This is a genomic window from Gemmobacter serpentinus (assembly GCF_008973825.1).
GTDB lineage: Bacteria > Pseudomonadota > Alphaproteobacteria > Rhodobacterales > Rhodobacteraceae > Gemmobacter > Gemmobacter serpentinus.
The window spans coordinates 183,315-205,798 of the sequence record NZ_WCHR01000005.1 but is presented as its reverse complement, the minus strand read 5'-3'; the positions used below and the strand labels follow the sequence as shown (position 1 = coordinate 205,798).

Sequence of the window (22,484 nt, the reverse complement as noted above, 5' to 3'; positions counted from 1 at the left end):
CGTGACTGCTGGCCCTTAGCGGATCCAATCCGAGCTTGTCAGAGCGACCCGCGCCAGATCGACCGTCGTGCCGGGCGGGAAGGTCACGGCACAGAAGGGCATGATCTGCTGGTCATAGTTCGGGTCATCCACATCCGCGGGCGGCCCGAAGGTGGAGCTGACCCAGATTTCCAGCCCCTTGCCGGTCTCGCGCAGTTCGGCCTGCAGGCTGCCCTGGCGGGCAAAGGATTCGACCTCGATGGTGATGCGATCCTCGCCCGGGTCGTAATCGGCGATATGGGTCGGGCCGATGCTGCTGCTGATCTCGCCAGTGTGGTGGTAATCCGGGGCATTGGCGTTGACCTCGAACAGATCCGCCCCCGCGCCCCCGATGCCGGTATCGCCGCTGGACAGCACCAGACGATCATCCCCCGCGCCGCCCGCCAGCGTGTCGGCGGCACCATCATCATGCAGGCTTTCCCAAGTTGACATGGGCGACCAGTCCTGCATGACCGCCAGATCATCCGATCCGTAAAGCGTGTCATTGCCCGCGCCGCCATCAATGCTGTCGGCCCCCTGACCGCCAGAGATCATATCGGCCTCAGGGCCCCAGAGGTTCGGGCCCAGGACGTCATCCTGCTCCCCACCTTGCTGCATCGAATAGGCATCGCGCGGCAGGTCGGTATCGATATGGCCGTCCGGGCTGACCTTGAGGCTGTCGCCGGGATAGCGCGCCCGCAGCAGGTCGCCGTCTTCGGCGGTCAAGGGCGCGTCGGTGCCTTCCGGCCCGTAATCGATCACCAACAGCGCCTTGTCGCCATCAAGGATCTGGGTCGACAGCACAGTGCTGCCATCCTCGGAAAGCGTTTGTTCAAAGGCAAGTTCCGAAGGTCTGGTGATCCCTTCGGCCTCCAGCACGACCGGCGGGAAGGGATTGCCACCCGCAAGGGCCGCGCGCGCGGCCATGGGGTCAAAGCCTTGCAGGGTGGCGGGGCCGACCTCTTCCTGCGCGTCGGAATGGATGCGGAAGGTCACGCTGTCGCCCATATCCATGATGACGGTGTTGCCGGCATGGGCCCCGATCGTGTCGGCCCCCGCGCCGCCGTCCAGCGTGACGCCGTCGCCTGCCATATGCGACACCAGTATATCGTCGCCCGCCCCGCCCGACAGGCTGGCCGTGCCTTCGGGCCAGATCTGCGGGCTGAAGCCATCTTCGGGCCACAGGCCGAGGTTGATGCGGTCATCGCCCGTGCCGCCCTCCAGCGTCACATCGCGCGGGGTGTCGGTTTCGGGGAGATAGGCCAGGGCATCATTACCACCATGGCCCGCCACGCGAAGCGCGTCCTGCGTGGCATCCGGGTCGGCCTGGTCAACCACCAGACGGTCCGCCCCTTCGGTGCCTTCAACCAGGCTCAGATCCGGCGGGGTGGGCTGTTCCGGCTCATCCGTATCGGGCTCATCACGGTCGGAATGGTCATCAAAGACCGTCATCAGGCCAGCCAGACCGAAAAGCCCCAAAAGCACCATGGAGAACATCATACTCTTCCCAAAACCATAACGCATCCGCGCAAAATGGCACGGCGCACTCAATCTTGGGCTGATCTTGTCGCAGCGCGCGGGAGCCTGTCAAGGCGGGGCAATGTGGCGGATCCGGCCGGGGCCTTGCGATCAGATGATGCGGACCTGGGTGCCGATGGGGCAGAGGTCGAACAGCACCGAGACCATCTCGTTGTAAAGCCCGATACAGCCATCCGAGGATTTGCGGCCGATCTTGCGGGTGTCATGGGTGCCGTGAATGATATAGGCGGGCCAGCTCAGATACATCGCATGGGTGCCAAGCGGGTTCTGCGGGCCAGGGCCGATCGGCTTCCAATCCGGGAAACGCTGCATCTGCGATGCGGTGGGGGTCCAGCTTGGGCCGACCTTCTTGCGCACGATCTCGGTATAGCCGCGCTTGGTCAACTCGTCCGACCGCGGCACCGAGGTCGGGAAGATATGATAGATCGAGGCATCCGCATTCCAGAAATGCAGCGCGCGCGAAACGGTGTCGCAGACGATGGCCCCCTTGCCGAGCGTGGGGAAATGCTCTTCCCAGCGTTGCATCTCGAAGCTGGAGGAATTGGACCGCACCGGCCCTTGATCCGAGGCGCGCGCCTGTGCGGGCAGCAGCACCGTGCCGACACCGCCCATCAAGCCAAGGCCAAGAAGGCCAAGCGCGTGGCGGCGGGTGCGGCCTGCGGTGTGGCCCTGTGCAGGGGTGTCTGACGTGGTGCTTGGTGTGGTTTGTGAAATGAGGGGCCGTGACATCGGGATCCTGCTTTCGCCTCGGCCCATTTTATCGCGGGCCTGTTTTCGGTTTTTGGCCGTCTTTGTGACGGCCCATTGTTTTTGCCTGTGCCCCGGTCGTGCAGGGTATCCCTCGGGCTATTCCTGCGGATCCGGCGGGCGCGTGAGGCAAGATCAGCCAAAGGCGGAATCCGGTCAACCGCCCCGGGGCAGCTATGACGCGATGGTGATCCATGCGTGATCCTGGGCGGCCCAGTCGGGGCGCGGCTCCGCCTGCGATGGGCAGGCGATGGTGATCCATGCGTGATCCTGTCCAGGGCGGTGCGGCTTCGCGCGCGGTGTGCAGGCCGGGCGCCACGCCAAAGGTGGCAAAACGGGCCGCAAAACCGGCCGAAAAACGTTTCCCGGCTGTGAATGTGTCACATCGGCTTTGTTTCGGCCTGCGCTGCGCGGCTGTGGCGCAAAGAAGCGCGATGTTTGCGCGTGACAAGCTGTATTCCGGCTGTGTTCACGGTTGCGGCATTGGGATGCGTCTGCTAGAGACGCCTCGGATTTGAGACGCATGTGCATCATGCGCCAACAATAGCCTCTTGTCTGAACGGCGCATCACGCCAGGCCGGGCAGAGCAGGGGGCAAGCAGCGGAAGGGTTGTCGTGTCCGAAACAGCTTCGATCTCCTCCGGCATTGCCGCGCGCTACGCAACCGCCCTGTTCGATCTTGCAAAAGAATCGCAGGGCCTGAAGGCACTGGAAGGGGATGTTGACGCGATCGACGCCGCTCTCCTGTCTTCTGCGGATCTGCGCGACCTGATTTCCTCGCCGATCTATTCGCGCGAAGAGCAGGGCAATGCCATTGCGGCCATTGCCGCCAAATCGGGCCTGTCGGCCCTGACTGCGCATACGCTCGCCCTGATGGCGCAAAAGCGCCGCCTGTTCGTGCTGCCGCAACTGCTGGCCGATCTGCGCGCCCGCATTGCCGCCGAAAAGGGCGAGGTGACCGCCGAGGTTACCGCTGCAACCGCGCTAAGCGCGGAACAGGCTGCAAAACTTGCCGAAACGCTGAAAGCGCGCGTGGGCAAGACCGTCAAAGTGAATGTCGCCGTCGATGAAAGCCTCATCGGCGGTCTTGTCGTCAAGCTGGGCTCTACCATGATCGACACCTCGATCAAGTCGAAGCTCGCGGCTCTCCAGAATGCAATGAAAGAGGTTGGGTGATGGGAATCCAGGCTGCTGAGATCTCTGCGATCCTCAAGGAGCAGATCAAGAACTTCGGCAAAGACGCGGCTGTGGCCGAAGTCGGCCGCGTGCTGTCGGTTGGCGACGGTATCGCGCGCGTCCACGGGCTGGACAATGTCCAGGCCGGCGAGATGGTGGAGTTCCCCGGCGGCATCCGCGGGATGGCGCTGAACCTCGAGGTTGACAATGTCGGCGTCGTGATCTTCGGCTCCGACCAGGACATCAAGGAAGGCGACACCGTCAAGCGCACCAAGTCCATCGTGGACGTGCCCGCAGGTGACGCGCTGCTCGGCCGCGTGGTCGACGGTCTCGGCAACCCGATCGACGGCAAAGGCCCGATCGCTGCGACCGAACGTCGCATCGCCGACGTGAAAGCCCCCGGCATCATCCCGCGCAAATCGGTGCATGAGCCGATGGCGACCGGCCTGAAAGCCGTGGACGCGATGATCCCGGTTGGCCGTGGCCAGCGCGAACTGATCATCGGCGACCGTCAGACCGGCAAGACCGCTGTGGCGCTGGACACCATCCTGAACCAGAAGTCCTATAACGAGGCTGCCGGTTCGGACGAGTCGAAGAAGCTCTATTGCATCTATGTCGCGATCGGCCAGAAGCGCTCGACCGTGGCCCAGCTGGTGAAGAAGCTCGAAGAGACCGGCGCGATCGACTACACGATCGTCGTGGCTGCAACCGCGTCCGACCCGGCACCGATGCAGTTCCTGGCACCCTATTCGGCGACCGCCATGGCGGAGTTTTTCCGCGACAACGGCCGCCACGCGCTGATCATCTATGATGACCTGTCCAAACAGGCCGTGTCCTATCGTCAGATGTCGCTGCTGCTGCGTCGTCCGCCGGGCCGCGAAGCCTATCCGGGCGACGTGTTCTACCTCCACTCGCGCCTGCTGGAGCGTTCGGCCAAGCTGAACGAGGATTTCGGTGCCGGCTCGCTGACGGCACTCCCGATCATCGAAACCCAGGGCGGCGACGTGTCGGCCTTTATCCCGACCAACGTGATCTCGATCACCGACGGCCAGATCTTCCTGGAAACCGAACTGTTCTACCAGGGCATCCGCCCGGCGGTGAACACCGGTCTGTCGGTGTCGCGCGTGGGCTCCTCGGCTCAGACCAATTCGATGAAAACCGTGGCTGGCCCGGTGAAACTGTCGCTCGCCCAATATCGCGAGATGGCGGCTTTCGCCCAGTTCGGTTCGGATCTTGACGCTTCGACCCAGGCCCTGCTGAACCGTGGCGCGCGCCTGACCGAGCTGATGAAGCAACCGCAATATTCGCCGCTGACCAACGCGGAAATCGTCTGCGTGATCTATGCAGGCACCGCGGGCTTCCTCGACAAGGTCGCCGTGAAGGACGTGGGCCGCTTTGAAGCCGGTCTGCTCGCCTATCTGCGTGGCCCGCGCAAGGATATCCTGGACTGGCTGACCTCGGCTGACCCGAAGATCAAGGGCGCTGACGAGCAAAAGCTGAAAGACGCGATCGCCGATTTCGCCAAGACCTTCGCTTGAGCGGCCTGAGGGGAGCAGAGAATGCCCAGCCTTAAGGACCTCAAGAACCGGATCACGAGCGTCAAGAACACGCGCAAGATCACGAAGGCCATGCAAATGGTGGCGGCGGCGAAACTGCGCCGCGCGCAAGAGGCCGCAGAGGCAGCCCGTCCCTATGCTGACCGCATGAATGCGGTCATCGCGGGGCTGGCGGCTTCGGTCGGTGGATCCAATGGCGCGCCCCGGCTTCTGGCCGGGACGGGTGCCGACAAGGTGCATCTGCTGAAGGTGCATCTGCTGGTCGTCATGACCTCGGAGCGTGGGCTTTGCGGCGGCTTCAATACCACCATCGTGCGGCTTGTCCGCGCGAAGGCGAATGAACTGCTGGCCGCTGGCAAGACCGTGAAGATCCTGACGGTCGGCAAGAAGGGCCGGGAACAGCTGCGTCGTGACTTTGGCGATCATTTCGTCGGTCACGTCGACATGGCCGAAGTGAAGCGTGTAGGCTATGCCAATGCGCAGGACATCGCCCGCGAGATCTTTGCCCGCTTTGAGGCTGGCGAATTCGATGTGGCGACGATCTTCTTCAACCGCTTCCAGTCGGTCATCAGCCAGATCCCGACGGCGCAACAGATCATCCCGGCGCAGCCCGTGGAGACCTCTGAAGTGTCGGCGCTTTACGACTACGAGCCCAGCGAAGAGGCCATTCTGGCCGACCTGCTGCCGCGTGGTGTGGCGACGCAGATCTTCACCGCATTGCTGGAAAACGGGGCGTCTGAACAGGGTGCCCGGATGAGCGCGATGGACAATGCAACCCGCAACGCGGGTGACATGATCAACAAACTGACGATCCAGTATAACCGGAGCCGTCAGGCCGCGATCACCAAAGAGCTTATCGAAATCATCTCGGGCGCCGAGGCGCTCTGACGACCCGAACGGAGAAACGACATGGCACAAGCAAAAGGCAAAGTGACGCAAGTCATCGGCGCCGTTGTTGACGTCCAGTTCGACGGCGCTCTGCCGGCGATTCTGAACGCGATCACCACCGACAACAATGGCAAGCCGCTGGTTATGGAAGTGGCGCAGCACCTTGGCGAAAGCACCGTGCGTGCGGTCGCCATGGACTCGACCGAAGGTCTGGTGCGCGGCGCAGCCGTCGAAGATACCGGCGCGCCGATCTCGGTGCCGGTCGGCACCGCCACCCTCGGCCGCATCCTGAACGTGGTCGGCGAACCCGTTGACGAAAAGGGCCCGGTTGTCAGCGAAGCCCGCCGCGCGATCCACGCACCGGCCCCGGCTTTCGAGCAGCAATCGACCGCGACCGAGATCCTCGTGACCGGCATCAAGGTCATCGACCTGCTGGCCCCCTATACCAAGGGCGGCAAGATCGGCCTGTTCGGCGGTGCCGGCGTGGGCAAGACCGTTCTCATCATGGAACTGATCAACAACATCGCGAAAGTGCACTCGGGTGTGTCCGTGTTCGCCGGTGTGGGTGAGCGGACCCGTGAGGGCAACGACCTTTACCACGAGATGATCGAATCGGGCGTTATCGACCTGGAAGATCTGACCAAGTCGAAGATCGCCCTGGTTTACGGCCAGATGAACGAGCCCCCGGGTGCCCGGATGCGGATCGCGCTGTCGGGTCTGACGCTGGCAGAACAGTTCCGCGACGAAACCGGCGCAGACGTGCTGTTCTTCGTCGACAACATCTTCCGCTTCACCCAGGCCGGTTCGGAAGTGTCGGCTCTGCTGGGCCGTATCCCGTCCGCCGTGGGCTACCAGCCGACGCTGGCGACCGACATGGGCGCGATGCAGGAGCGCATCACCTCGACCAAGAACGGCTCGATCACCTCGGTGCAAGCCGTCTATGTTCCGGCCGACGACCTTACCGACCCGGCACCGGCCACCTCCTTTGCCCACCTTGACGCCACGACCGTTCTGGACCGTGCGATCTCGGAAAAAGGCATCTACCCGGCTGTGGACCCGCTCGGCTCGACCTCGCGTCTGCTTGACCCGCTGATCATCGGCGAAGAGCATTACAAGGTCGCCACCGACGTGCAGAAAGTGCTGCAACGCTACAAGTCGCTGCAAGACATCATCGCCATCCTCGGGATGGACGAACTGTCGGAAGACGACAAACTGGCCGTGGCCCGCGCCCGCAAGATCGAGCGCTTCCTGTCGCAGCCCTTCGACGTGGCAAAAGTGTTCACCGGCTCGGACGGTGTGCAGGTTCCGCTGGAAAAAACCATCGCCTCGTTCAAGGCCGTGGTTGCCGGGGAATACGATCACCTGCCGGAAGCCGCCTTCTACATGGTCGGCGACATCGAGGAAGTGAAAGCCAAGGCTGCCAAACTCTCCGCAGCTGCGGCGTAAGGGGGCATAGATGGCCAATACCCTGCAATTCGACCTGGTGTCGCCCGAACGGAAGCTCGCTTCTGTTCAGGCCACCGAGGTGCAGATCCCGGGGGCCGAAGGTGACATGACGGCGATGGCGGGCCATGTGGCCACCATCACCACCCTGCGCCCCGGCATCCTCAAGGCGATCGGGCCGCAAGGGACGCAGGCCTTCGCCGTGACCGGCGGTTTTGCCGAGATCGGTGCCAGCAGCGTCACCGTGCTTGCGGAACGCGCCATCCCGGTCGACGACCTGTCGGGCACCGTGCTGGACGATCTGGTCAAGGAAGCCCGCGAGCTTCTGGCCATCGCGCCGGAGGATCAGAAGGCACATGCCGAGATGGTCCTGAGCGATGTTCTGGCCCTGCGCAGCCACGCCAAGCACTGAGCGGCTGTGACATTTTTGAAAGGCCCCGGTTACACGGGGCCTTTCGCATTGATAAAATCCGATTTTTGCCGGAATTTGCGCGCCAGATGTTCTTGGCGCAGATCGTTGTGAATGGCGTCACGCTCTTTGCGGGGCATGGGGATGAGGACCGCATGAGACGGATCAATACGAGTTCCTTCGGGATCGTGCAGGGCAGCCGGGTGTTGTTCAGCGATTTTGCCGATGGTGGTGCCATGTGGACAGGGCAGGGGCCGCGCGAAAGCCGGTTCATCGTCACCTTTGCAGAACCCTTCCTGGACCCGCCGGTGGTGATGGTGGGGATCTCGATGTGGGATATGGATCACAAGCACAATTCCCGCGCCGATATCAGCGCCGATGCCATCACCGAGCGCGGCTTCCACATCGTGTTCCGCACCTGGGGCGACAGCCGCGTCGCACGGGTGCGTGCCGACTGGACGGCCATCGGCTCGGTTGCCAGCGAAGACGACTGGGTTCTTTACTGATCCGAATTTTCAACGAAAATTCGGGTGCCCCCAGGCTTGGCTGGCGATCCAAAGAGCGACCTGACCTGCAAACGCGAAGGGGCAGCCCTGTAGGGCGGCCCCGGTCATTTCTGCGGTGGATCGCGCGGCTCAGCTGCGCTGATAGATGCCCTCATAGATCGGCACCAGCGTATCGGTCTCGAACAGTGACGAGACCGAGGTGCCGTGCCAGGTGTTCAGGATCGCCTGGGCAAACATCGGGGCGGTCGGCACGATGCGGATATTCGGGCAGGCCTTCACGGCGTCCGAGGGCTCGATCGAATCGGTGATGACCAGCGATTTCATCACCGATTTGGTCACCCGCTCTACCGCCGGGCCCGACAGCACGCCATGGGTGATATAGGAATGGACCTCGGTGGCACCCGCCTCCATCAGCGTCTCTGCCGCCTTGCACAGCGTGCCGGCCGTGTCGCAGATGTCATCCACGATGATGCACTTCTTGCCGCGCACATCGCCAATCACCGTCATACCGGCGACTTCGCCGGCCTTCTCGCGGCGCTTGTCAACGATGGCGAGCGGGGCGTTGATGCGTTTCGCGATCTCGCGTGCGCGGGCCACACCGCCGACATCGGGCGAGACGATCATCAGATCATCCATCTGGCCCTTGAAATGGTGTTCGATATCCAGGCTGAACAGCGGGCTGGCATAGAGGTTGTCGACCGGGATGTCGAAAAAGCCCTGGATCTGGACGGCGTGCAGATCCAGCGTCAGCACACGGTCAATGCCAGCTTCGGTGATCAGGTTCGAGACCAGTTTGGCGCTGATCGGGGTGCGGGCCTTGGCGCGGCGGTCCTGACGGGCATAGCCGAAATAGGGGATCACGGCGGTGATGCGATCCGCCGACGAACGGCGCAGCGCATCGGCGATGATCAGCAGCTCCATCAGGTTGTCATTGGCCGGGTTCGAGGTCGGCTGGATGATATACATATCCTCGCCACGGACATTCTCGTAGACTTCGACGAAGATTTCCTGATCGTTGAACCGCTCTACCCGTGCATCGACCAGACCGACCTGCACACCGCGATGCATCGACATCCGTCGTGCAATGCTGTTGGCGAGGCTTCGGTTCGCATTGCCCGAAATCAGCTTCGGTTCCGTCATGGCTGCCATAGTCTTCGTCCTGTGTTCCGTGGGCCTGGAAGCAACGCGGGACCTTGGCCGGGGGGATTCGGGGCGCGGATCCGGGCGTTGACACCGCTTATCACCGGGCTAGGGTCTCCGCAAACCGCGCAACAGCAGGGGAGGGCGCATCATGGCCCATATCGACTACTTTTTCTCCGTCGTCTCGCCCTATGTCTATCTTGCCGGGCAGCGGCTCGAGGCGATCGCGGCCCAATTTGATGCAACGGTGGATTACAAGCCGCTTGATCCGGGTCAGTTGTTTGGCCGCACCGGCGGCGTGGCCTTTGCCGACCGCCATGACAGCCGCAAGGCCTATCGGTTGCAGGATATCCAGCGGCAGGCCCGCAAATATGGGCAGGTGCTGAACGTGCAGCCGCAATACTGGCCGGTGAATGCAGCACCTGCCTCCTATGCCATCATCTCGGCGCAGCGCGCGGGCGGCGGCGATCTGGGCGCGTTGGTGCATGGGCTGGCGCGGGCCTGCTGGGCCGAAAATCGCGACATCTCCGATGATGCGGTGATCCGAGATCTGCTGGCGCAAAGCGGTTTTGACCCGGATGTGGCCGATCGTGGCATGTTGGCCGCCGCTGAAACCTATGCCGTCAATCTGGAAGAGGCGGTGTCGCGCGGCGTTTTCGGTGTGCCCTTCTATGCCGTTGGCAAGGAACTGTTCTGGGGCCAGGACCGGCTGGAGGATCTGGCGCTGCATCTGGCGGGCGCACTTTGAGCAAGGCCGCATCGCCAGGCGCGCCTGATCCTGTCGCGGCCCTGTCGCTGCGCCGTTGGCACGAGGGGGCCGCGCGCCGGGGCGTGGCGCTGCATTGTTCGCTGGGTCATGGCGGAGCCTGGTCAGGTCTGGTCGGTCATCTGCCGGGGCTGGATCTGACGGCGCTGGACCTGCCGGGCCATGGCCGGGCAGAGCCTTTGCCTATGGGCACAGATCTGCATGACATGGCAACCCAAATGGGGCATGTGCTGCTGGACAGCGTGCCCGGCAAGCCTGATCTGATCGGGCATAGCTTCGGGGCGACGGTGGCGCTGCGTTTGGCCTTGGAGCGTCCGGGGCGGCTGCGCAGCCTGACGCTGATCGAGCCTGTGCTGTTTTCCATCGTCCGCGATACGCAGGTATTCGCCGATTTCGCCCAGGATTATGGCCGTGTCACGGCAGCGATTGCACATGATCCCGAGGCCGCGGCGGCGGCGTTTCATGGCGTCTGGGGCCATGGCCGCTTTGCCGATCTCGCGCAGGCGCAGCGCGCCTATATGGCGGCGCGGATGCCGCTGGTTCTGGCCCAGAACCCGGCATTGCTGGAGGATAGGCCCGGTCTGACCCGTCCGGGTGGGCTTGAGGCGCTGGACCTGCCGGTGTTGCTGCTGGAAGGCGGTGACAGCCCGCCGGTGATTGCGGCCATTCAGGGCGCATTGACCGCGCGTCTGCCGCAGGCAAGGCGGGTCGTCGTGGCAGGGGCCGCACATATGCTGCCCATCACTCATCCCGGGGCGGTGGCCGCAGATATGGCAAGGCTGATGGAGCTGGAAACGGTCTGACCCGGGAACAGGCAGGGCATTCGCACAGGCAGGACATTCGAACAGCCTGGCCTTGGGACAGCTCGATCTTCGAAAAGCCTGGCCCTGCTCATGGTGGGATTTAGAACAGGCTGAGGAAGCGTGCGACCTCGGCCTCACTCGTGGCCCAACTGGTGACCAGCCGCGCGCCTTCGCGGCCATCCGCGCCGGGCATGTCGTAAAATGCAGCACCTTCGGAGCGCAGCCGGGCCGAGGTGCCGGCATCCCACTCAGGGAACAGGATATTGGCCTCGACCGGATGGGTCAGGGTCACGCCTCTGGCCGCCAGCCCCCGCGCCAGGCGCGCAGCCATCCGATTGGCATGGGCCGCCCATGTCAGCCAGTGGTCGCTGTCCAGCATGGCCAGCATCTGTGCGGCCAGATAGCGCCCCTTTGACAGAAGATGCCCGCCGCGCTTGCGCCGCAGCTCAAATTCCCAGGCCTTGGCGGGATCGAAGAAGATCACCGCCTCAACCCCCATCAGCCCGTTCTTGGTGCCGCCAAAGGACAGCACATCGACGCCCGCCTGCCAGCTGAGCGCAGCAGGCCGCGCGCCGGTTGCGGCCACCGCATTGCAGAATCGCGCACCATCCAGATGGACGGGCAGGCCCGCCGCGCGCGCAACCCCGGCAAGTGCCGCCGTGGCCGTGGCGGAATAGACCGTGCCGGCTTCGGTCACATTGGTCAGCGACAGCGCCCCGCGCTGGACATTGTGCAGGCTTTCGCCGGTGGCGTTGATGCTGGCTGCCAGAACCTCGGGTGCAAGCCGCGCATGGGGGCCCGCAATCGGGATCAGCTTGGCACCGTTACTGTAAAATTCGGGCGCGCCGCATTCATCGGTGTTGATATGGGCTGCCTCATGGCAGAACACCGCGCCCCAGGGCGGGCAAAGACTGGCCAGGGCCAGCGCATTGGCGGCGGTGCCGGTGGTCACCAGATGCACCACGGCTTCGGGCGCATCGAACAACGTGCGCAGCCGGGTCTGCACGGCCAGCGTCGGATCATCCGCGCCATAGCCCTTGGTAAAACCCTCATTCACGCTGGTCAGCGCGGCCAGAACCGGCGGTGGCACCGGCGCTGCATTGTCAGAGGTGAACCACATCCTAAAGACCGCCCTCGATGATATAATCGTCCCAGTCGTCTTCCGTGACCTCGTATTCCGGCACGGTCCAGCCCCGGACCGACGCGCCCGCGGCATGAACGCTGTCAGGATCGCCCGTCAGCAACGGATGCCAATCCGGCAATTCCTCACCGAAATGCAACCGGCGATAGGCGCAGGTCTGCGGCATCCAATAGGCGATCTCGGGCAGGGCCTTGGGCGTCAGCTGCACGCAATCGGGAACGAATTGCTTGCGGATCGGATATTGGGTGCAGCGACAGCTTTCACCATCCAGCAGCCGACAGGCGACGCGGGTGAACTCCACCTCGCCGGTATCCTCATATTCGATCTTGTTGAGACAGCATTTGCCGCAGCCGTCGCACAGGGCCTCCCATTCGGTGGGCGTCATCCTGGCGAGCGGAACGGTTTCCCAGAAGCGGGGGCGAAGCTTGGACATGGCGGCACTCTGCGCCTGGTGGCGGCAAAAGGGAAGGGTCAGCCTGCAAGGATCGCGCGGGCGCGATCACAATCGGCATCCATCTGCGCGATCAGTGCGGGCAGACCGTCGAATTTCAATTCAGGGCGCAGGTATTCCACCAGCGCAACCGACAGATGCTGGCCATAAAGATCGCCCTTGAAATCGAAGATATAGGTTTCAAGGTTCGGGGTGTTTTCGCCAAACATCGGGCGCACGCCAAGGCTTGCCGCGCCGCCATAGCTGCCCGCCTGCGGCCCGGTCAGGATATCGACCTTCACCGCATAGACGCCAAGGCGTGGCAGATGCAGGTCGGCCACGCTCATGTTTGCGGTGGGGAAACCCAGTTCGCGCCCGCGCTTTTCGCCATGCAGCACCGCCCCCTCGATCCGGTGCAGGTGCCCCAGCATCGTGGTCGCATCGCGCGGACGGCCTTCGGACAGCGCATTGCGGATCGCGGTCGAGGACACCTCCTTGCCGCCTGCGCGCAAAAGCGGCGCGATGGTCACGCCAAAGCCAAGCTGGCCCCCAAGCGCCTGCAGGTCGGCGCCATTGCCGCGCCGCCCCTTGCCGAAACAGAAATCTGTGCCGACCGTGACATGGCTGATGCCAAGCCCGTCTGCCAGCACATCGCGGGCAAAACCTTCCGGCGTCAGCGCGGCCATCTCGGCATTGAAGGGCAGTTCATACAGCGTCTGGACCCCGAGCTTGGCCAGACGATTGGCCCGCGCCTCGGCATTCATCAGCCGGAAGGGCGGGGCGTCGGGGGCAAAAAACTCGCGCGGATGCGGCTCGAATGTCAGCACAGCCAGGGGGCCGTGGCCCGCCGCCGCCTGAATGACCGACCGATGCCCGATATGCACACCGTCGAAATTGCCCATGGCGATGGACATGTTCCGGTCTTCCGGCGCGATCCCTTGCCAATGCTTGATGATCTTCATGCGGCCCCGCGGCGAGGGCGTGCAGCCCTCAGTCGAACTTGCGGCTTGGTGCCAGAACCAGCGCCTCGCCCTTCAGGACCACGGTATGTCCCACGGCGGCATGGGTTTCAAGGGTCACCCGGCGTTTGGCATGGTCCACCGCCGTTACCTTGACCTCGGCATAGACCGTGTCGCCGGGGCGCACAGGTGCCATGAATTTCAGGCTTTGCCCCAGATAGACCGTGCCATGGCCGGGCAGTTGTTCGCCGATCACCGCGGAAATCAGCCCGGCGGTCAACATGCCATGCGCGATACGGCCCTGAAAGATGGTGTCCTGTGCATAGGCATCATCCAGATGCACCGGATTGCGGTCGGTCGACACTTCGGCAAACAGCGCGATATCGTGGTCGGTCACGGTCTTGCGCAAATGGCGCGACATGCCGATCTCGATATCCTCGATGCAGATCGTGCCACGCGGCTGATTGTCGAGCATCTGGCGATTCCCCCGGAGTTGCTGCATCGCAATATATCAAATGCTGCAATGCGGCGCAATCTGTCGCGCAAGATGCTGTCACGGATTATACTAAAGATGTAATTTTCTTGCGGTCGCGTTCAGGCCAGATGCGGCATGACCCAGGTTGGTGCCAACCGTTCCTGTGCCAGCCAGGTCTGCATCAAAGCAGGGTCGGGCCGCGTGGGATCGGGGCCGAAATGCGGGGCGGCAATGCCGCCGGTGATGAACAGTGTATCCAGCCCCTCGTTCTGGCCACCAAGGATATCGGTCCAGGGGCCATCGCCGATGCACAGGATCTCCTCGTTGCTGATCCGCTCGTATTGGGTGCCAAGGATACGGCGGGCCAGATCGTAGATCGGCGGATGCGGCTTGCCGAAATACAGCACCTCGCCGCCGCGCCTAACGTAATCTTCGGCCAGGGCACCTGCGCAATAGACCCGCTTGTCGCCCATATCCACCACGATATCGGGATTGGCGCAGAGCATGGTCAGACCGCGCGTCTTGCCCTCCAGCAGTTCGGCGCGGTAATCCTCGGGCGTCTCTGTCAGGTCATCGCGCAAGCCGGTGCAGACGATCCCTTCGGCTTCGGCCAGCGGCACGAAGCTGATCGGGGGATGGTCGCGCATCTCGGGCGGCAGGTCGGTGAAGAAGGGCATGTCCTTGTCGGAGCCGATGAAATAGACCCGGTGCCCGACCGCGCCGCTGACCAGCGCATATTGCGCCGCATCGCCCGACGAGACGATCAGGTCATAGCAGTCGCGCGGCGCGCCGATCCGTTCCAGCTGGGCGGCAACGCTGCCTTTGGGGCGCGGCGCATTGGTCATCAGCACGACAATCCCGCCCTGCGCACGATAGGCCTGCAATGCGGCGACTGCGGCGGGGAAGGGTGTCTTGCCGTTGTGCAGACACCCCCAGAGATCGCAGAACACCGCGCGATAGCGGCCGGAGATTTCGGACAGGGCAGAGATCATCTCGGTCATGGCGCGGCCTTTCGCAATCTGTTGGGGGCGCAACCCGCAGTGCAGAGGACGGCCCGGCGCGACAGCTGCGCCTCCGGGCCATCCGGCAGGGATCACAGGGTCAGCGACGGGATGATCTGCTTCTTGCGGCTCATGATGCCGGGCAGGACCACGCTGTCGCCGGTAACGGTGCAGCCGAACGAGGCTTCGGCCAGTTGCTTGACCAGATCGTTCGGCACCAGAAGGGTGGCCTCTTCCTTCAGGATGTCGATGATGAACAGCAGCACCTGATCGGCGCCGTCTTTCTGCGCCACGGCGGGCATGGAGGCCATCAGGCTGTCCTTGCGATCCAGCAGGACCTTCGGCGCGGTGGTTTCCAGCACCGAAACCCGCAGCTCCTTGCCCGCGACATTGTATTCCTTGCTGTCCATGCGCAGCAATTCGGCATCCGAGAAGGCTGAGACATCGGATTTCGCCTCGAACATCGCGCTGGCGAGGTCAGGGATCGAGACGCCCAGATCGGCGGCCAGTGCCTCGGCCACCTTGCGGTCATGCGCGGTGGTGGTGGGCGAGCGGAACTCCAGCGTATCCGACAGGATGCAGGACAGCATCGCGCCTTTCACGCCGCGCGGCGCGCGGGCCAGATCGGCACCCATGATGTCATAGATCAGCGTCGAGGTGCAGGCCAGCGGCCGCATCGTGATGTCAATGGGTGTCTTGGTCTTCAAGCCGCCAACCAGCATATGGTGGTCGATGATGCCAAGGATTTTCGCGTCATTGATCGAGGGGGGCAGTTCTGCCGGATTGTTGGTATCGACGATGAACACCTCATCACCTGATGCCACATCGGCGATGATCTCCGGTTTGTCGAACCCCCAGTGCTTCAACACAAAAGCGGCTTCGGTATTGGGCTCGCCCAGCAGCACGGCGCGGGCGGGGGTGCCTTTGACCTCGGTCAGATACCAGGCCCAGGCAAGGGGCGATCCGGTGGAATCGGTATCGGGGGATTTGTGGCCAAAAACCTTGATCATGGGATGCTCTCTCGGGCTGGACGATTTGCGCTGCCTTATAGGCGAGGAAAGCGGGCTTGTCACTTCGATGCCGCAATGCGGCGCGCGCTTGCCAAGACCGGCAGGCAAGGTGTGGGTCAGTTTGCGGTGACAAGGACGGGCGCAGACAGCCCCCGGCGCGCCGGATGCGCAGTCTTGAAGTTTCAGGGGGCCGGGATCAGGGCAAGAGCGGCAGGCGCTCGACCTGCCAGCCGTCCTGCGCCAACAGGTTCAGCACGCCTTTTTCGCCGGCCAGATGCAGCGCTCCGAAGGCCACGAACACCGGGCCTTCCGCCGCTGCGGCCTCGATCACCGGAATCCAGGCCTGATTGCGGCGCGACATCAGCACCTCTTCCATCATGGCAAATTCGGCATCGACCCTTTCCGGCGTATAGCCGGGGAAATCCTGCGCCATGACGCGCAGATACTCCCAGATCCGGCGGCTGTCCTCGTTGAAGTACCCCTCGGCCAGCGTATTGGCGTAATCGGCGATGCGGTCTTCCATCAGCATCGACGAGCGCAGCATATCCAGCTGCTGATCTGGCGTCAGGGTCTCGAAGATGCCGAACAGGGTCGTGTGCGGTTCCAGCGCGCGGATCGGCTTGCCCGCATCTGTTGCCAGATCCATCACCCGGTGATCCAGCCCCTTGCCCGCGGCCACCTCGGCCATATCACAAGGCGCGATGGCCAGCATGGTCGCCAGATACCAGGGCCGCATCTTGGCCCCCATGAAGGCCGGGATATTGCGCGCGGCCATCGCCGCCGAGATCTGCGCCCATTCCTCGGGTGGCATCTGCTCCATCAGGCTGGCACCATCGGTCAGGAACAGCAGCGACGGGTCGGCCGCGATATCACGCTTCAAGGCGCGTTCTTCCTCGGGGCCCGCCTCGACCAGCAGGGCGGAGGCTTCCGCGATCAGCGGTGCGATCCTTGCCACCACCGCATCATGGCGCGGATCGGCCATGTGATAGGTGCCAAGCAAGGTGATCGCGTGCTGGCCTTCCTTGCTGGCTTGCCACAGATTGCCCGTCGCAAAGGGCTGCGCCGCCGTCGCGGCGGCAACAGCCGCCGAATCGGCGGCATCCATTTCGGCAAGCAAATTCTGCCCGTTACAGCGCGCCTGCGCCTGCGGGGCCAGACACAGCATGGCGATCAGCGCGGCGCAGAGGCTGCGCAAGGGGGCGGGGCGAAGCAATGACATCAGGACCATAGCGCAAGCGTCTCACATCCGGGCGCAGGTGGAAAGGCGGCGGTGGGTCGAATTTTTTTGCACGGTTTTCGCACAATGCGATGTTGACAGGTCGCAGGACGCTGCCTAACTCTGCTGCGCGTTGGCACTCACTGGGTGTGAGTGCTAATCAGATTTCAAACTGGAACCCGAGGGAGTGTTACCAGATGGCTTTCAAACCGCTGCATGATCGTGTGCTGGTCAAGCGCGTCCAGAGCGACGAAAAGACCAAGGGCGGCCTGATCATCCCCGACACCGCCAAGGAAAAGCCCGCTGAAGGCGAGGTTGTGTCCGTGGGCGAGGGCGCACGCAAGGATTCGGGCGAGCTGATCGCGCCGACCGTCAAAGCTGGCGACCGCGTGCTGTTCGGCAAATGGTCGGGCACCGAAGTGACCGTGAACGGCGAAGAGCTGCTCATCATGAAGGAAAGCGACATCCTCGGCATCCTGTCGTAAGGCCCTGACGCCTTTCGACTGATCCGGGATCGCGATCCCTTCCCACGATATTCAGACAACTGGAGCAAGCAAAATGGCTGCCAAGGACGTCAAGTTCACCACCGATGCCCGTGACCGTATGCTGCGCGGCGTCAACACCCTCGCCGATGCGGTGAAGGTGACCCTGGGCCCGAAAGGCCGCAACGTCGTCATCGAGAAATCCTTCGGCGCACCGCGCATCACCAAGGACGGTGTGTCGGTTGCCAAGGAAATCGAACTGGCCGACAAGTTCGAGAACATGGGCGCCCAGCTCGTGAAAGAAGTCGCGTCGCGCACCAATGACGAAGCGGGTGACGGCACCACCACCGCCACCGTGCTGGCACAAGCCATCATCAAGGAAGGCCTGCGTTCGGTCGCAGCCGGCCTGAACCCGATGGATCTGAAGCGCGGCATCGATCTGGCCACCGGCAAGGTCGTGGAAGCGATCAAGGCTGCCTCGCGTCCGGTCAAGGACTCCGACGAGGTTGCGCAGGTCGGCACCATCTCCGCCAATGGCGAAGCCACCATCGGCCGCTTCATCGCTGACGCGATGCAGAAAGTCGGCAACGAGGGCGTGATCACCGTCGAAGAGAACAAGGGCCTGGAGACTTCGGTTGAAGTCGTCGAAGGGATGCAGTTCGACCGCGGCTACCTGTCGCCCTACTTCGTCACCAACCCGGACAAGATGGTTGCCGAGCTGGAAGACGCGCTGATCCTGCTGCACGAGAAAAAACTCTCGTCGCTGCAGCCGATGGTCCCGCTGCTGGAAGCCGTGATCCAGTCGCAGCGCCCGCTGATCATCGTGGCTGAAGACGTGGAAGGCGAGGCTCTGGCCACGCTCGTCGTCAACAAGCTGCGTGGCGGCCTGAAAATCGCAGCCGTCAAGGCTCCGGGCTTCGGCGACCGTCGCAAGGCCATGCTGCAGGACATCGCGATCCTGACCGGCGGTCAGGTGATCTCCGACGATCTCGGCATGAAGCTGGAAAATGTCACCATCGACATGCTCGGCAAGGCCAAGAAAGTTTCGATCAACAAGGACAACACCACCATCGTTGATGGCGCTGGTGAAAAAGCCGAGATCGAAGCCCGCGTGGCCCAGATCCGCACCCAGATCGAGGAAACCACCTCGGATTACGACAAAGAGAAACTGCAAGAGCGCGTGGCCAAACTGGCTGGCGGTGTTGCCGTGATCCGCGTCGGCGGTGCGACCGAAGTCGAAGTGAAAGAGCGCAAGGATCGCGTGGATGACGCCCTGAACGCGACCCGTGCGGCCGTGCAGGAAGGCGTGATCGTCGGCGGCGGCGTGGCTCTGGTTCAGGCCACCAAGGCGCTGGACGGCCTGAAAGGCGCGAACTCGGATCAGGACGTTGGCGTCGCCATCATCCGCCGCGCGCTGGAAGCTCCGCTGCGTCAGATCGCCGAAAACTCGGGCGTTGACGGTGCGGTTGTTGCCGGCAAGATCCGTGAATCGTCCTCCACCTCGTTCGGCTTCAACGCCCAGACCGAGGAATATGGCGACATGTTCACCTTCGGCGTCATCGACCCGGCCAAAGTGACCCGCACCGCGCTGGAAAACGCGGCATCGGTTGCTTCGCTCCTGATCACCACCGAGGCCATGATCGCCGACAAACCGGCGGACAAGGCAGCTGCTCCGGCAATGCCGGGCGGCGGCATGGGCGGCATGGATTTCTGATCCAGCCCCTTCGCAGGCTTACGGAAAAGGGCACCCATTCGGGTGCCCTTTTTCATGCACGGGGGCGGTTTGGCCTGCATGTGCGGCGGAACGAACTGGTTCTTGCGCAGCCATAGGGCATCGGCCACTCTGCCCGGATCGTGAGGCCCCGATCTGGAGGGCTGAGGGGGGCGGAATGTCGGATCGTTACGGCAGCATGGCCAAGCTGGTAGCGCGCTGGTGCGGCAAGCAATCGACCCTGACACTGGCCATCGGGGTGATCGTGCTCTGGGTCGTGTCTGGGCCGATCTTCAATTTTTCCGACACATGGCAGCTGGTCATCAATACCGGCACCACCATCGTGACCTTTCTCATGGTTTTCCTGATCCAGAACACCCAGAACCGCGATACCGCCGCGATCCAGTTGAAGCTGGATGAGCTGATCCGGGCCACCCAAGGCGCACATAATGCCCTGATGGATCTGGAAGAGCTGGAGGAACGCCAACTGGACGAGTTTCGCCGCCGCTATATCCGGCTCGCCGGACAAGCCCGGCAGCGGCTGGAACAAGGCGAGGTTGATACTGACACGCCCGATGCGTGAAGCACCCTGTGCGCGAACTGGCGGCAGCCCGCGGGCAGGCAGTTTGCGACGGTTGACCCGTTTCCGGCTGCGACACGGTGGCAATTTGCGGGTGAGGACTTGGTGCCGAGTGTGGGCCTAACCCGGTTCACGCCGCGATATGGCGGCACCCTTCGGGCAGCCAGTCCGGCGGCGGGCCGCTGCTGACAAGGCTGGTCATCCCCCCCAGCCCCGCGACACGATAGGGCGAGGTCGCCCCCAGCTTGTCGGGCGTGGCCAGCACCACCGTTTCGGCAGCGGACTGGATCATGCGCGCCTTCAGCCGGGCCTCTTCCGGGTGGCCGGTGGTCAGGCCGGTCTCGGGATGCAGTCCAGTCACCCCCAGAAAACACAGATCCGCGCGGATGCCTGCATAGGTTTCAAAAGCCTGCGCCCCTGTTGCCACCATCGACAACCGCAGGACGGGCCCGCCGACCAGCAGGATCTCGATCCCCGGAAACGGCTCCAGGGCGGCGGCGATGGCCGGGGCATGGGTCACGATGGTGCAGGCCAGCCCCGGCGGCAGTCTGGAAACCAGCGCCAGATGCGTGGTGCCGCCATCCATCAGCACGATCTGGCCGGGCTGGATCAAGCTGACAGCGGCTTGCGCAAGGGCGGCCTTGGCGCGCGGATGGAGTGAGCGTCGCACCGCGACCGGCGCATGGGTGGGTGATAGCGGCAGCGCGCCGCCATGCACCCGCAACAGCCGCCCCTCAGCGGCCAGATCGCGCAGATCGCGGCGGATCGTGTCTTCAGACACCTGCAATTCGGTCGCCAGATCGGCGGCAATCAGCCGTCCGTCGCGTGACAGGCGGTCCATCAGCATGGCCTTGCGATCCTGGGTCAGCATGAATGAATCCATGATATTGCACGAATCAGCATAAACGTGCAGATGCAGGCAATCAACCGGAAAGGAGATCCGACAATGATGATTCTGATTGCTGGCCCCTATCGCAGCGGCACGGGCGACGATCCCGCCAGGATGGCGGACAATCTGGCGCGGCTGGAGGCGGCGGCCTGGCCGATTTTTGAAAAAGGCCATGTGCCGATGATCGGGGAATGGGCGGCGCTGCCAGTGCTGCGCGGAGCAGGCGGCGATGCCATTGGCGGCGCGCTTTACACTGCGGTGATGCACCCGACCGCGCATCGCCTGCTTGAGAAATGTGACGGTGTCTTGCGGCTGCCGGGGGCGTCGACTGGCGCGGACGAGGATGTGCGCCGGGCGCAGGCGCGCGGCATCCCGGTCTGGCACAGTCTGGAGGAGATCCCGCAGGCGTGAGGGGCTGCAAAAGCAAAAGGGGGCGATCGCGCCCCCTCGGGCATGCGCCCCTCACCCCCTGAGGATATTTTCAGGCAGAAAATGACAGGCGGGCGGAAGTGCGGGCAGGGGTTACTTCGGCACCACGCGGTTCACATGGCCCATCTTGCGACCGGGGCGGGCCTCGGCCTTGCCGTAAAGGTGCAGGGCTGCGTGTTTCTCGGTCGCGATCTGCGGCACGCGCAGCACGTCATCGCCGATCAGGTTCTCCATCACCACATCGGAATGGCGGCTGCCATCGCCCAGCGGCCAGCCCGCGACGGCACGGATATGCTGTTCAAACTGGTCGACGGCGCAGCCATTCTGCGTCCAGTGGCCGGAATTGTGCACGCGGGGCGCAATCTCGTTCACGATCAGGCCCTGCCGCGTCACGAACAGCTCCACCCCCATCACGCCGACATAATCCAGCGCATTCAGGATGCGCGCGGCCAGCAGCACCGCGTCGCTGCGCTGGCCGGGGCTGAGACGGGCTGGGATTGTGGTCGTGTGCAGGATGCCGTCGCGATGGACATTCTCGCCCGGGTCATAGCAGGAGACCGAGCCATCCTGACCACGCGCGGCAATCACCGAGACTTCATGGCTGAAGCTGATGAAGCCTTCCAGAACGGAAGGCGCGCCATTCATTGCGGCCCATGCGGCAGGCGCATCCTCGGGCGCTTTCAGCCGGGCCTGGCCCTTGCCGTCATAGCCAAGGCGGGTGGTCTTCAGGATGGCGGGCGCGCCGATCTCGGCAATCGCGGCCTCCAGATCGGGCAGGCTGTTCACCGCCTTATAGGGCGCGCAGGTCAGGCCCAACCCGGTCAGGAAATCCTTTTCCGCGATGCGATCCTGGCTGATCGCCAGCGCGCGACGGTTGGGGCGGATTGGCTTTGCGGCCTCCAGCAGATCCAGCGCGGCGGTGGGGACATTCTCGAATTCATAGGTGATGACATCGACCGAGGCCGCGAAGGCCCGCAGCGCCTCGGCATCGTCATAGCTGGCAATCGTCACCCGATCGGCGACATGACCTGCGGGCGGGTTGGCACCTGGCTCATAGATATGGGTCAGATAGCCCAGACGCGAGGCCGCGACCGAAAGCATCCGGCCCAGCTGGCCGCCGCCCAGAATGCCGATCACCGATCCGGGGGGGAGGGGGGCAAGGCTGGTCATC

General features: G+C 63.6%; 24 protein-coding genes. 12 read left to right on the top strand and 12 right to left on the bottom strand.

Annotated elements, in window-relative coordinates; genetic code table 11:
• Nucleotides 1-15 precede the first annotated feature (15 nt).
• Both GBJ34_RS03315 and GBJ34_RS03310 read right to left on the bottom strand, forming a co-directional pair.
• Nucleotides 16-1,515: a calcium-binding protein gene (locus GBJ34_RS03315; protein ID WP_192931093.1), complete on the bottom strand. Its 1,500-nt coding sequence runs from the start codon at nt 1,513-1,515 to the stop codon at nt 16-18.
• A gap of 132 nt (nt 1,516-1,647) precedes the next feature.
• Entirely contained in the window at nt 1,648-2,169 is a 522-nt protein-coding gene (locus GBJ34_RS03310) for a L,D-transpeptidase (RefSeq protein ID WP_192931104.1), read from the bottom strand.
• Between the two features lie 749 nt (nt 2,170-2,918).
• On the opposite strand from GBJ34_RS03310, the gene GBJ34_RS03305 reads away from it, so the two are divergent.
• The 6 genes from GBJ34_RS03305 to GBJ34_RS03280 all read left to right on the top strand — a co-directional run bounded on the left by GBJ34_RS03305 (nt 2,919) and on the right by GBJ34_RS03280 (nt 8,281).
• Nucleotides 2,919-3,479: a F0F1 ATP synthase subunit delta gene (locus tag GBJ34_RS03305; protein WP_151717828.1), complete on the top strand. Its 561-nt coding sequence runs from the start codon at nt 2,919-2,921 to the stop codon at nt 3,477-3,479.
• Nucleotides 3,479-5,017 (top strand): F0F1 ATP synthase subunit alpha, encoded by a 1,539-nt coding sequence (gene atpA / locus GBJ34_RS03300; protein ID WP_151717827.1) that lies wholly within the window; start codon nt 3,479-3,481, stop codon nt 5,015-5,017. Before GBJ34_RS03305 ends, atpA begins: the two co-directional genes overlap by 1 nt.
• Nucleotides 5,018-5,038: 21 nt before the next feature.
• Nucleotides 5,039-5,923, top strand: a complete 885-nt coding sequence (locus tag GBJ34_RS03295; RefSeq protein ID WP_151717826.1) for a F0F1 ATP synthase subunit gamma — start codon at nt 5,039-5,041, stop codon at nt 5,921-5,923.
• A gap of 21 nt (nt 5,924-5,944) precedes the next feature.
• Nucleotides 5,945-7,369 carry a F0F1 ATP synthase subunit beta gene (gene atpD, locus GBJ34_RS03290; RefSeq protein WP_151717825.1) on the top strand — a complete coding sequence of 475 codons (1,425 nt, stop codon included), beginning with the start codon at nt 5,945-5,947 and terminating at the stop codon, nt 7,367-7,369.
• Nucleotides 7,370-7,379: 10 nt separating this feature from the next.
• The gene (locus GBJ34_RS03285; RefSeq protein WP_151717824.1) at nt 7,380-7,778 is read left to right on the top strand and encodes a F0F1 ATP synthase subunit epsilon; all 399 of its coding nucleotides are present in this window, start codon (nt 7,380-7,382) and stop codon (nt 7,776-7,778) included.
• A gap of 152 nt (nt 7,779-7,930) precedes the next feature.
• Entirely contained in the window at nt 7,931-8,281 is a 351-nt protein-coding gene (locus GBJ34_RS03280) for an H-type lectin domain-containing protein (protein ID WP_151717823.1), read from the top strand.
• 129 nt (nt 8,282-8,410) lie between these two features.
• Here the strand turns inward: GBJ34_RS03280 and GBJ34_RS03275 are convergent, their stop codons facing one another.
• Nucleotides 8,411-9,430 (bottom strand): ribose-phosphate pyrophosphokinase, encoded by a 1,020-nt coding sequence (locus GBJ34_RS03275; RefSeq protein WP_151717822.1) that lies wholly within the window; start codon nt 9,428-9,430, stop codon nt 8,411-8,413.
• A gap of 142 nt (nt 9,431-9,572) precedes the next feature.
• Here GBJ34_RS03275 and GBJ34_RS03270 point away from each other — a divergent pair, with 142 nt between their 5' ends.
• Together GBJ34_RS03270 and GBJ34_RS03265 are read left to right on the top strand one after the other, a co-directional pair.
• Nucleotides 9,573-10,169, top strand: coding sequence for a 2-hydroxychromene-2-carboxylate isomerase (locus GBJ34_RS03270; RefSeq protein ID WP_151717821.1), 597 nt, complete (start codon nt 9,573-9,575; stop codon nt 10,167-10,169).
• Complete coding sequence (locus GBJ34_RS03265) at nt 10,166-10,990, top strand: alpha/beta fold hydrolase (protein ID WP_226341025.1); 825 nt, start codon at nt 10,166-10,168, stop codon at nt 10,988-10,990. Before GBJ34_RS03270 ends, GBJ34_RS03265 begins: the two co-directional genes overlap by 4 nt.
• A gap of 100 nt (nt 10,991-11,090) precedes the next feature.
• On the opposite strand, the gene GBJ34_RS03260 is transcribed toward GBJ34_RS03265, so the two are convergent.
• The 7 genes from GBJ34_RS03260 to GBJ34_RS03230 form a co-directional block, all read right to left on the bottom strand.
• On the bottom strand, nt 11,091-12,110 hold the full coding sequence (locus GBJ34_RS03260; protein WP_151717820.1) for a threonine aldolase family protein: 1,020 nt from the start codon (nt 12,108-12,110) through the stop codon (nt 11,091-11,093).
• A 1-nt stretch (nt 12,111) separates the two neighbouring features.
• A complete protein-coding gene (locus GBJ34_RS03255) occupies nt 12,112-12,564 on the bottom strand; it encodes a YcgN family cysteine cluster protein (RefSeq protein ID WP_151717819.1) in 453 nt (150 codons plus the stop codon).
• Nucleotides 12,565-12,602: 38 nt separating this feature from the next.
• Entirely contained in the window at nt 12,603-13,523 is a 921-nt protein-coding gene (locus GBJ34_RS03250; protein ID WP_151717818.1) for a bifunctional riboflavin kinase/FAD synthetase, read from the bottom strand.
• Nucleotides 13,524-13,551: 28 nt separating this feature from the next.
• Nucleotides 13,552-13,995, bottom strand: a complete 444-nt coding sequence (locus GBJ34_RS03245) for a MaoC family dehydratase (protein ID WP_151717817.1) — start codon at nt 13,993-13,995, stop codon at nt 13,552-13,554.
• A 119-nt stretch (nt 13,996-14,114) separates the two neighbouring features.
• A complete protein-coding gene (locus GBJ34_RS03240) occupies nt 14,115-14,996 on the bottom strand; it encodes an HAD family hydrolase (protein ID WP_151717816.1) in 882 nt (293 codons plus the stop codon).
• Between the two features lie 92 nt (nt 14,997-15,088).
• The gene (locus tag GBJ34_RS03235) at nt 15,089-16,006 is read right to left on the bottom strand and encodes a manganese-dependent inorganic pyrophosphatase (protein ID WP_151717815.1); all 918 of its coding nucleotides are present in this window, start codon (nt 16,004-16,006) and stop codon (nt 15,089-15,091) included.
• Between the two features lie 196 nt (nt 16,007-16,202).
• Nucleotides 16,203-17,225 (bottom strand): TraB/GumN family protein, encoded by a 1,023-nt coding sequence (locus GBJ34_RS03230; RefSeq protein ID WP_226341024.1) that lies wholly within the window; start codon nt 17,223-17,225, stop codon nt 16,203-16,205.
• Nucleotides 17,226-17,419: 194 nt separating this feature from the next.
• Between GBJ34_RS03230 and GBJ34_RS03225 the strand changes: the two genes are divergently transcribed.
• The 3 genes from GBJ34_RS03225 to GBJ34_RS03215 all read left to right on the top strand — a co-directional run bounded on the left by GBJ34_RS03225 (nt 17,420) and on the right by GBJ34_RS03215 (nt 19,998).
• A complete protein-coding gene (locus tag GBJ34_RS03225) occupies nt 17,420-17,707 on the top strand; it encodes a co-chaperone GroES (protein ID WP_151717814.1) in 288 nt (95 codons plus the stop codon).
• Between the two features lie 73 nt (nt 17,708-17,780).
• Nucleotides 17,781-19,418, top strand: coding sequence for a chaperonin GroEL (groL, locus tag GBJ34_RS03220; protein WP_151717813.1), 1,638 nt, complete (start codon nt 17,781-17,783; stop codon nt 19,416-19,418).
• Between the two features lie 175 nt (nt 19,419-19,593).
• Nucleotides 19,594-19,998, top strand: coding sequence for a low affinity iron permease family protein (locus GBJ34_RS03215; RefSeq protein WP_151717812.1), 405 nt, complete (start codon nt 19,594-19,596; stop codon nt 19,996-19,998).
• Between the two features lie 127 nt (nt 19,999-20,125).
• Here the strand turns inward: GBJ34_RS03215 and GBJ34_RS03210 are convergent, their stop codons facing one another.
• A complete protein-coding gene (locus GBJ34_RS03210) occupies nt 20,126-20,866 on the bottom strand; it encodes a DeoR/GlpR family DNA-binding transcription regulator (protein WP_192931092.1) in 741 nt (246 codons plus the stop codon).
• 75 nt (nt 20,867-20,941) lie between these two features.
• Here GBJ34_RS03210 and GBJ34_RS03205 point away from each other — a divergent pair, with 75 nt between their 5' ends.
• Complete coding sequence (locus tag GBJ34_RS03205) at nt 20,942-21,295, top strand: DUF4406 domain-containing protein (RefSeq protein ID WP_151717810.1); 354 nt, start codon at nt 20,942-20,944, stop codon at nt 21,293-21,295.
• A 111-nt stretch (nt 21,296-21,406) separates the two neighbouring features.
• On the opposite strand, the gene GBJ34_RS03200 is transcribed toward GBJ34_RS03205, so the two are convergent.
• Nucleotides 21,407-22,483: a 5-(carboxyamino)imidazole ribonucleotide synthase gene (locus GBJ34_RS03200; RefSeq protein WP_151717809.1), complete on the bottom strand. Its 1,077-nt coding sequence runs from the start codon at nt 22,481-22,483 to the stop codon at nt 21,407-21,409.
• Nucleotide 22,484: the final 1 nt, after the last annotated feature.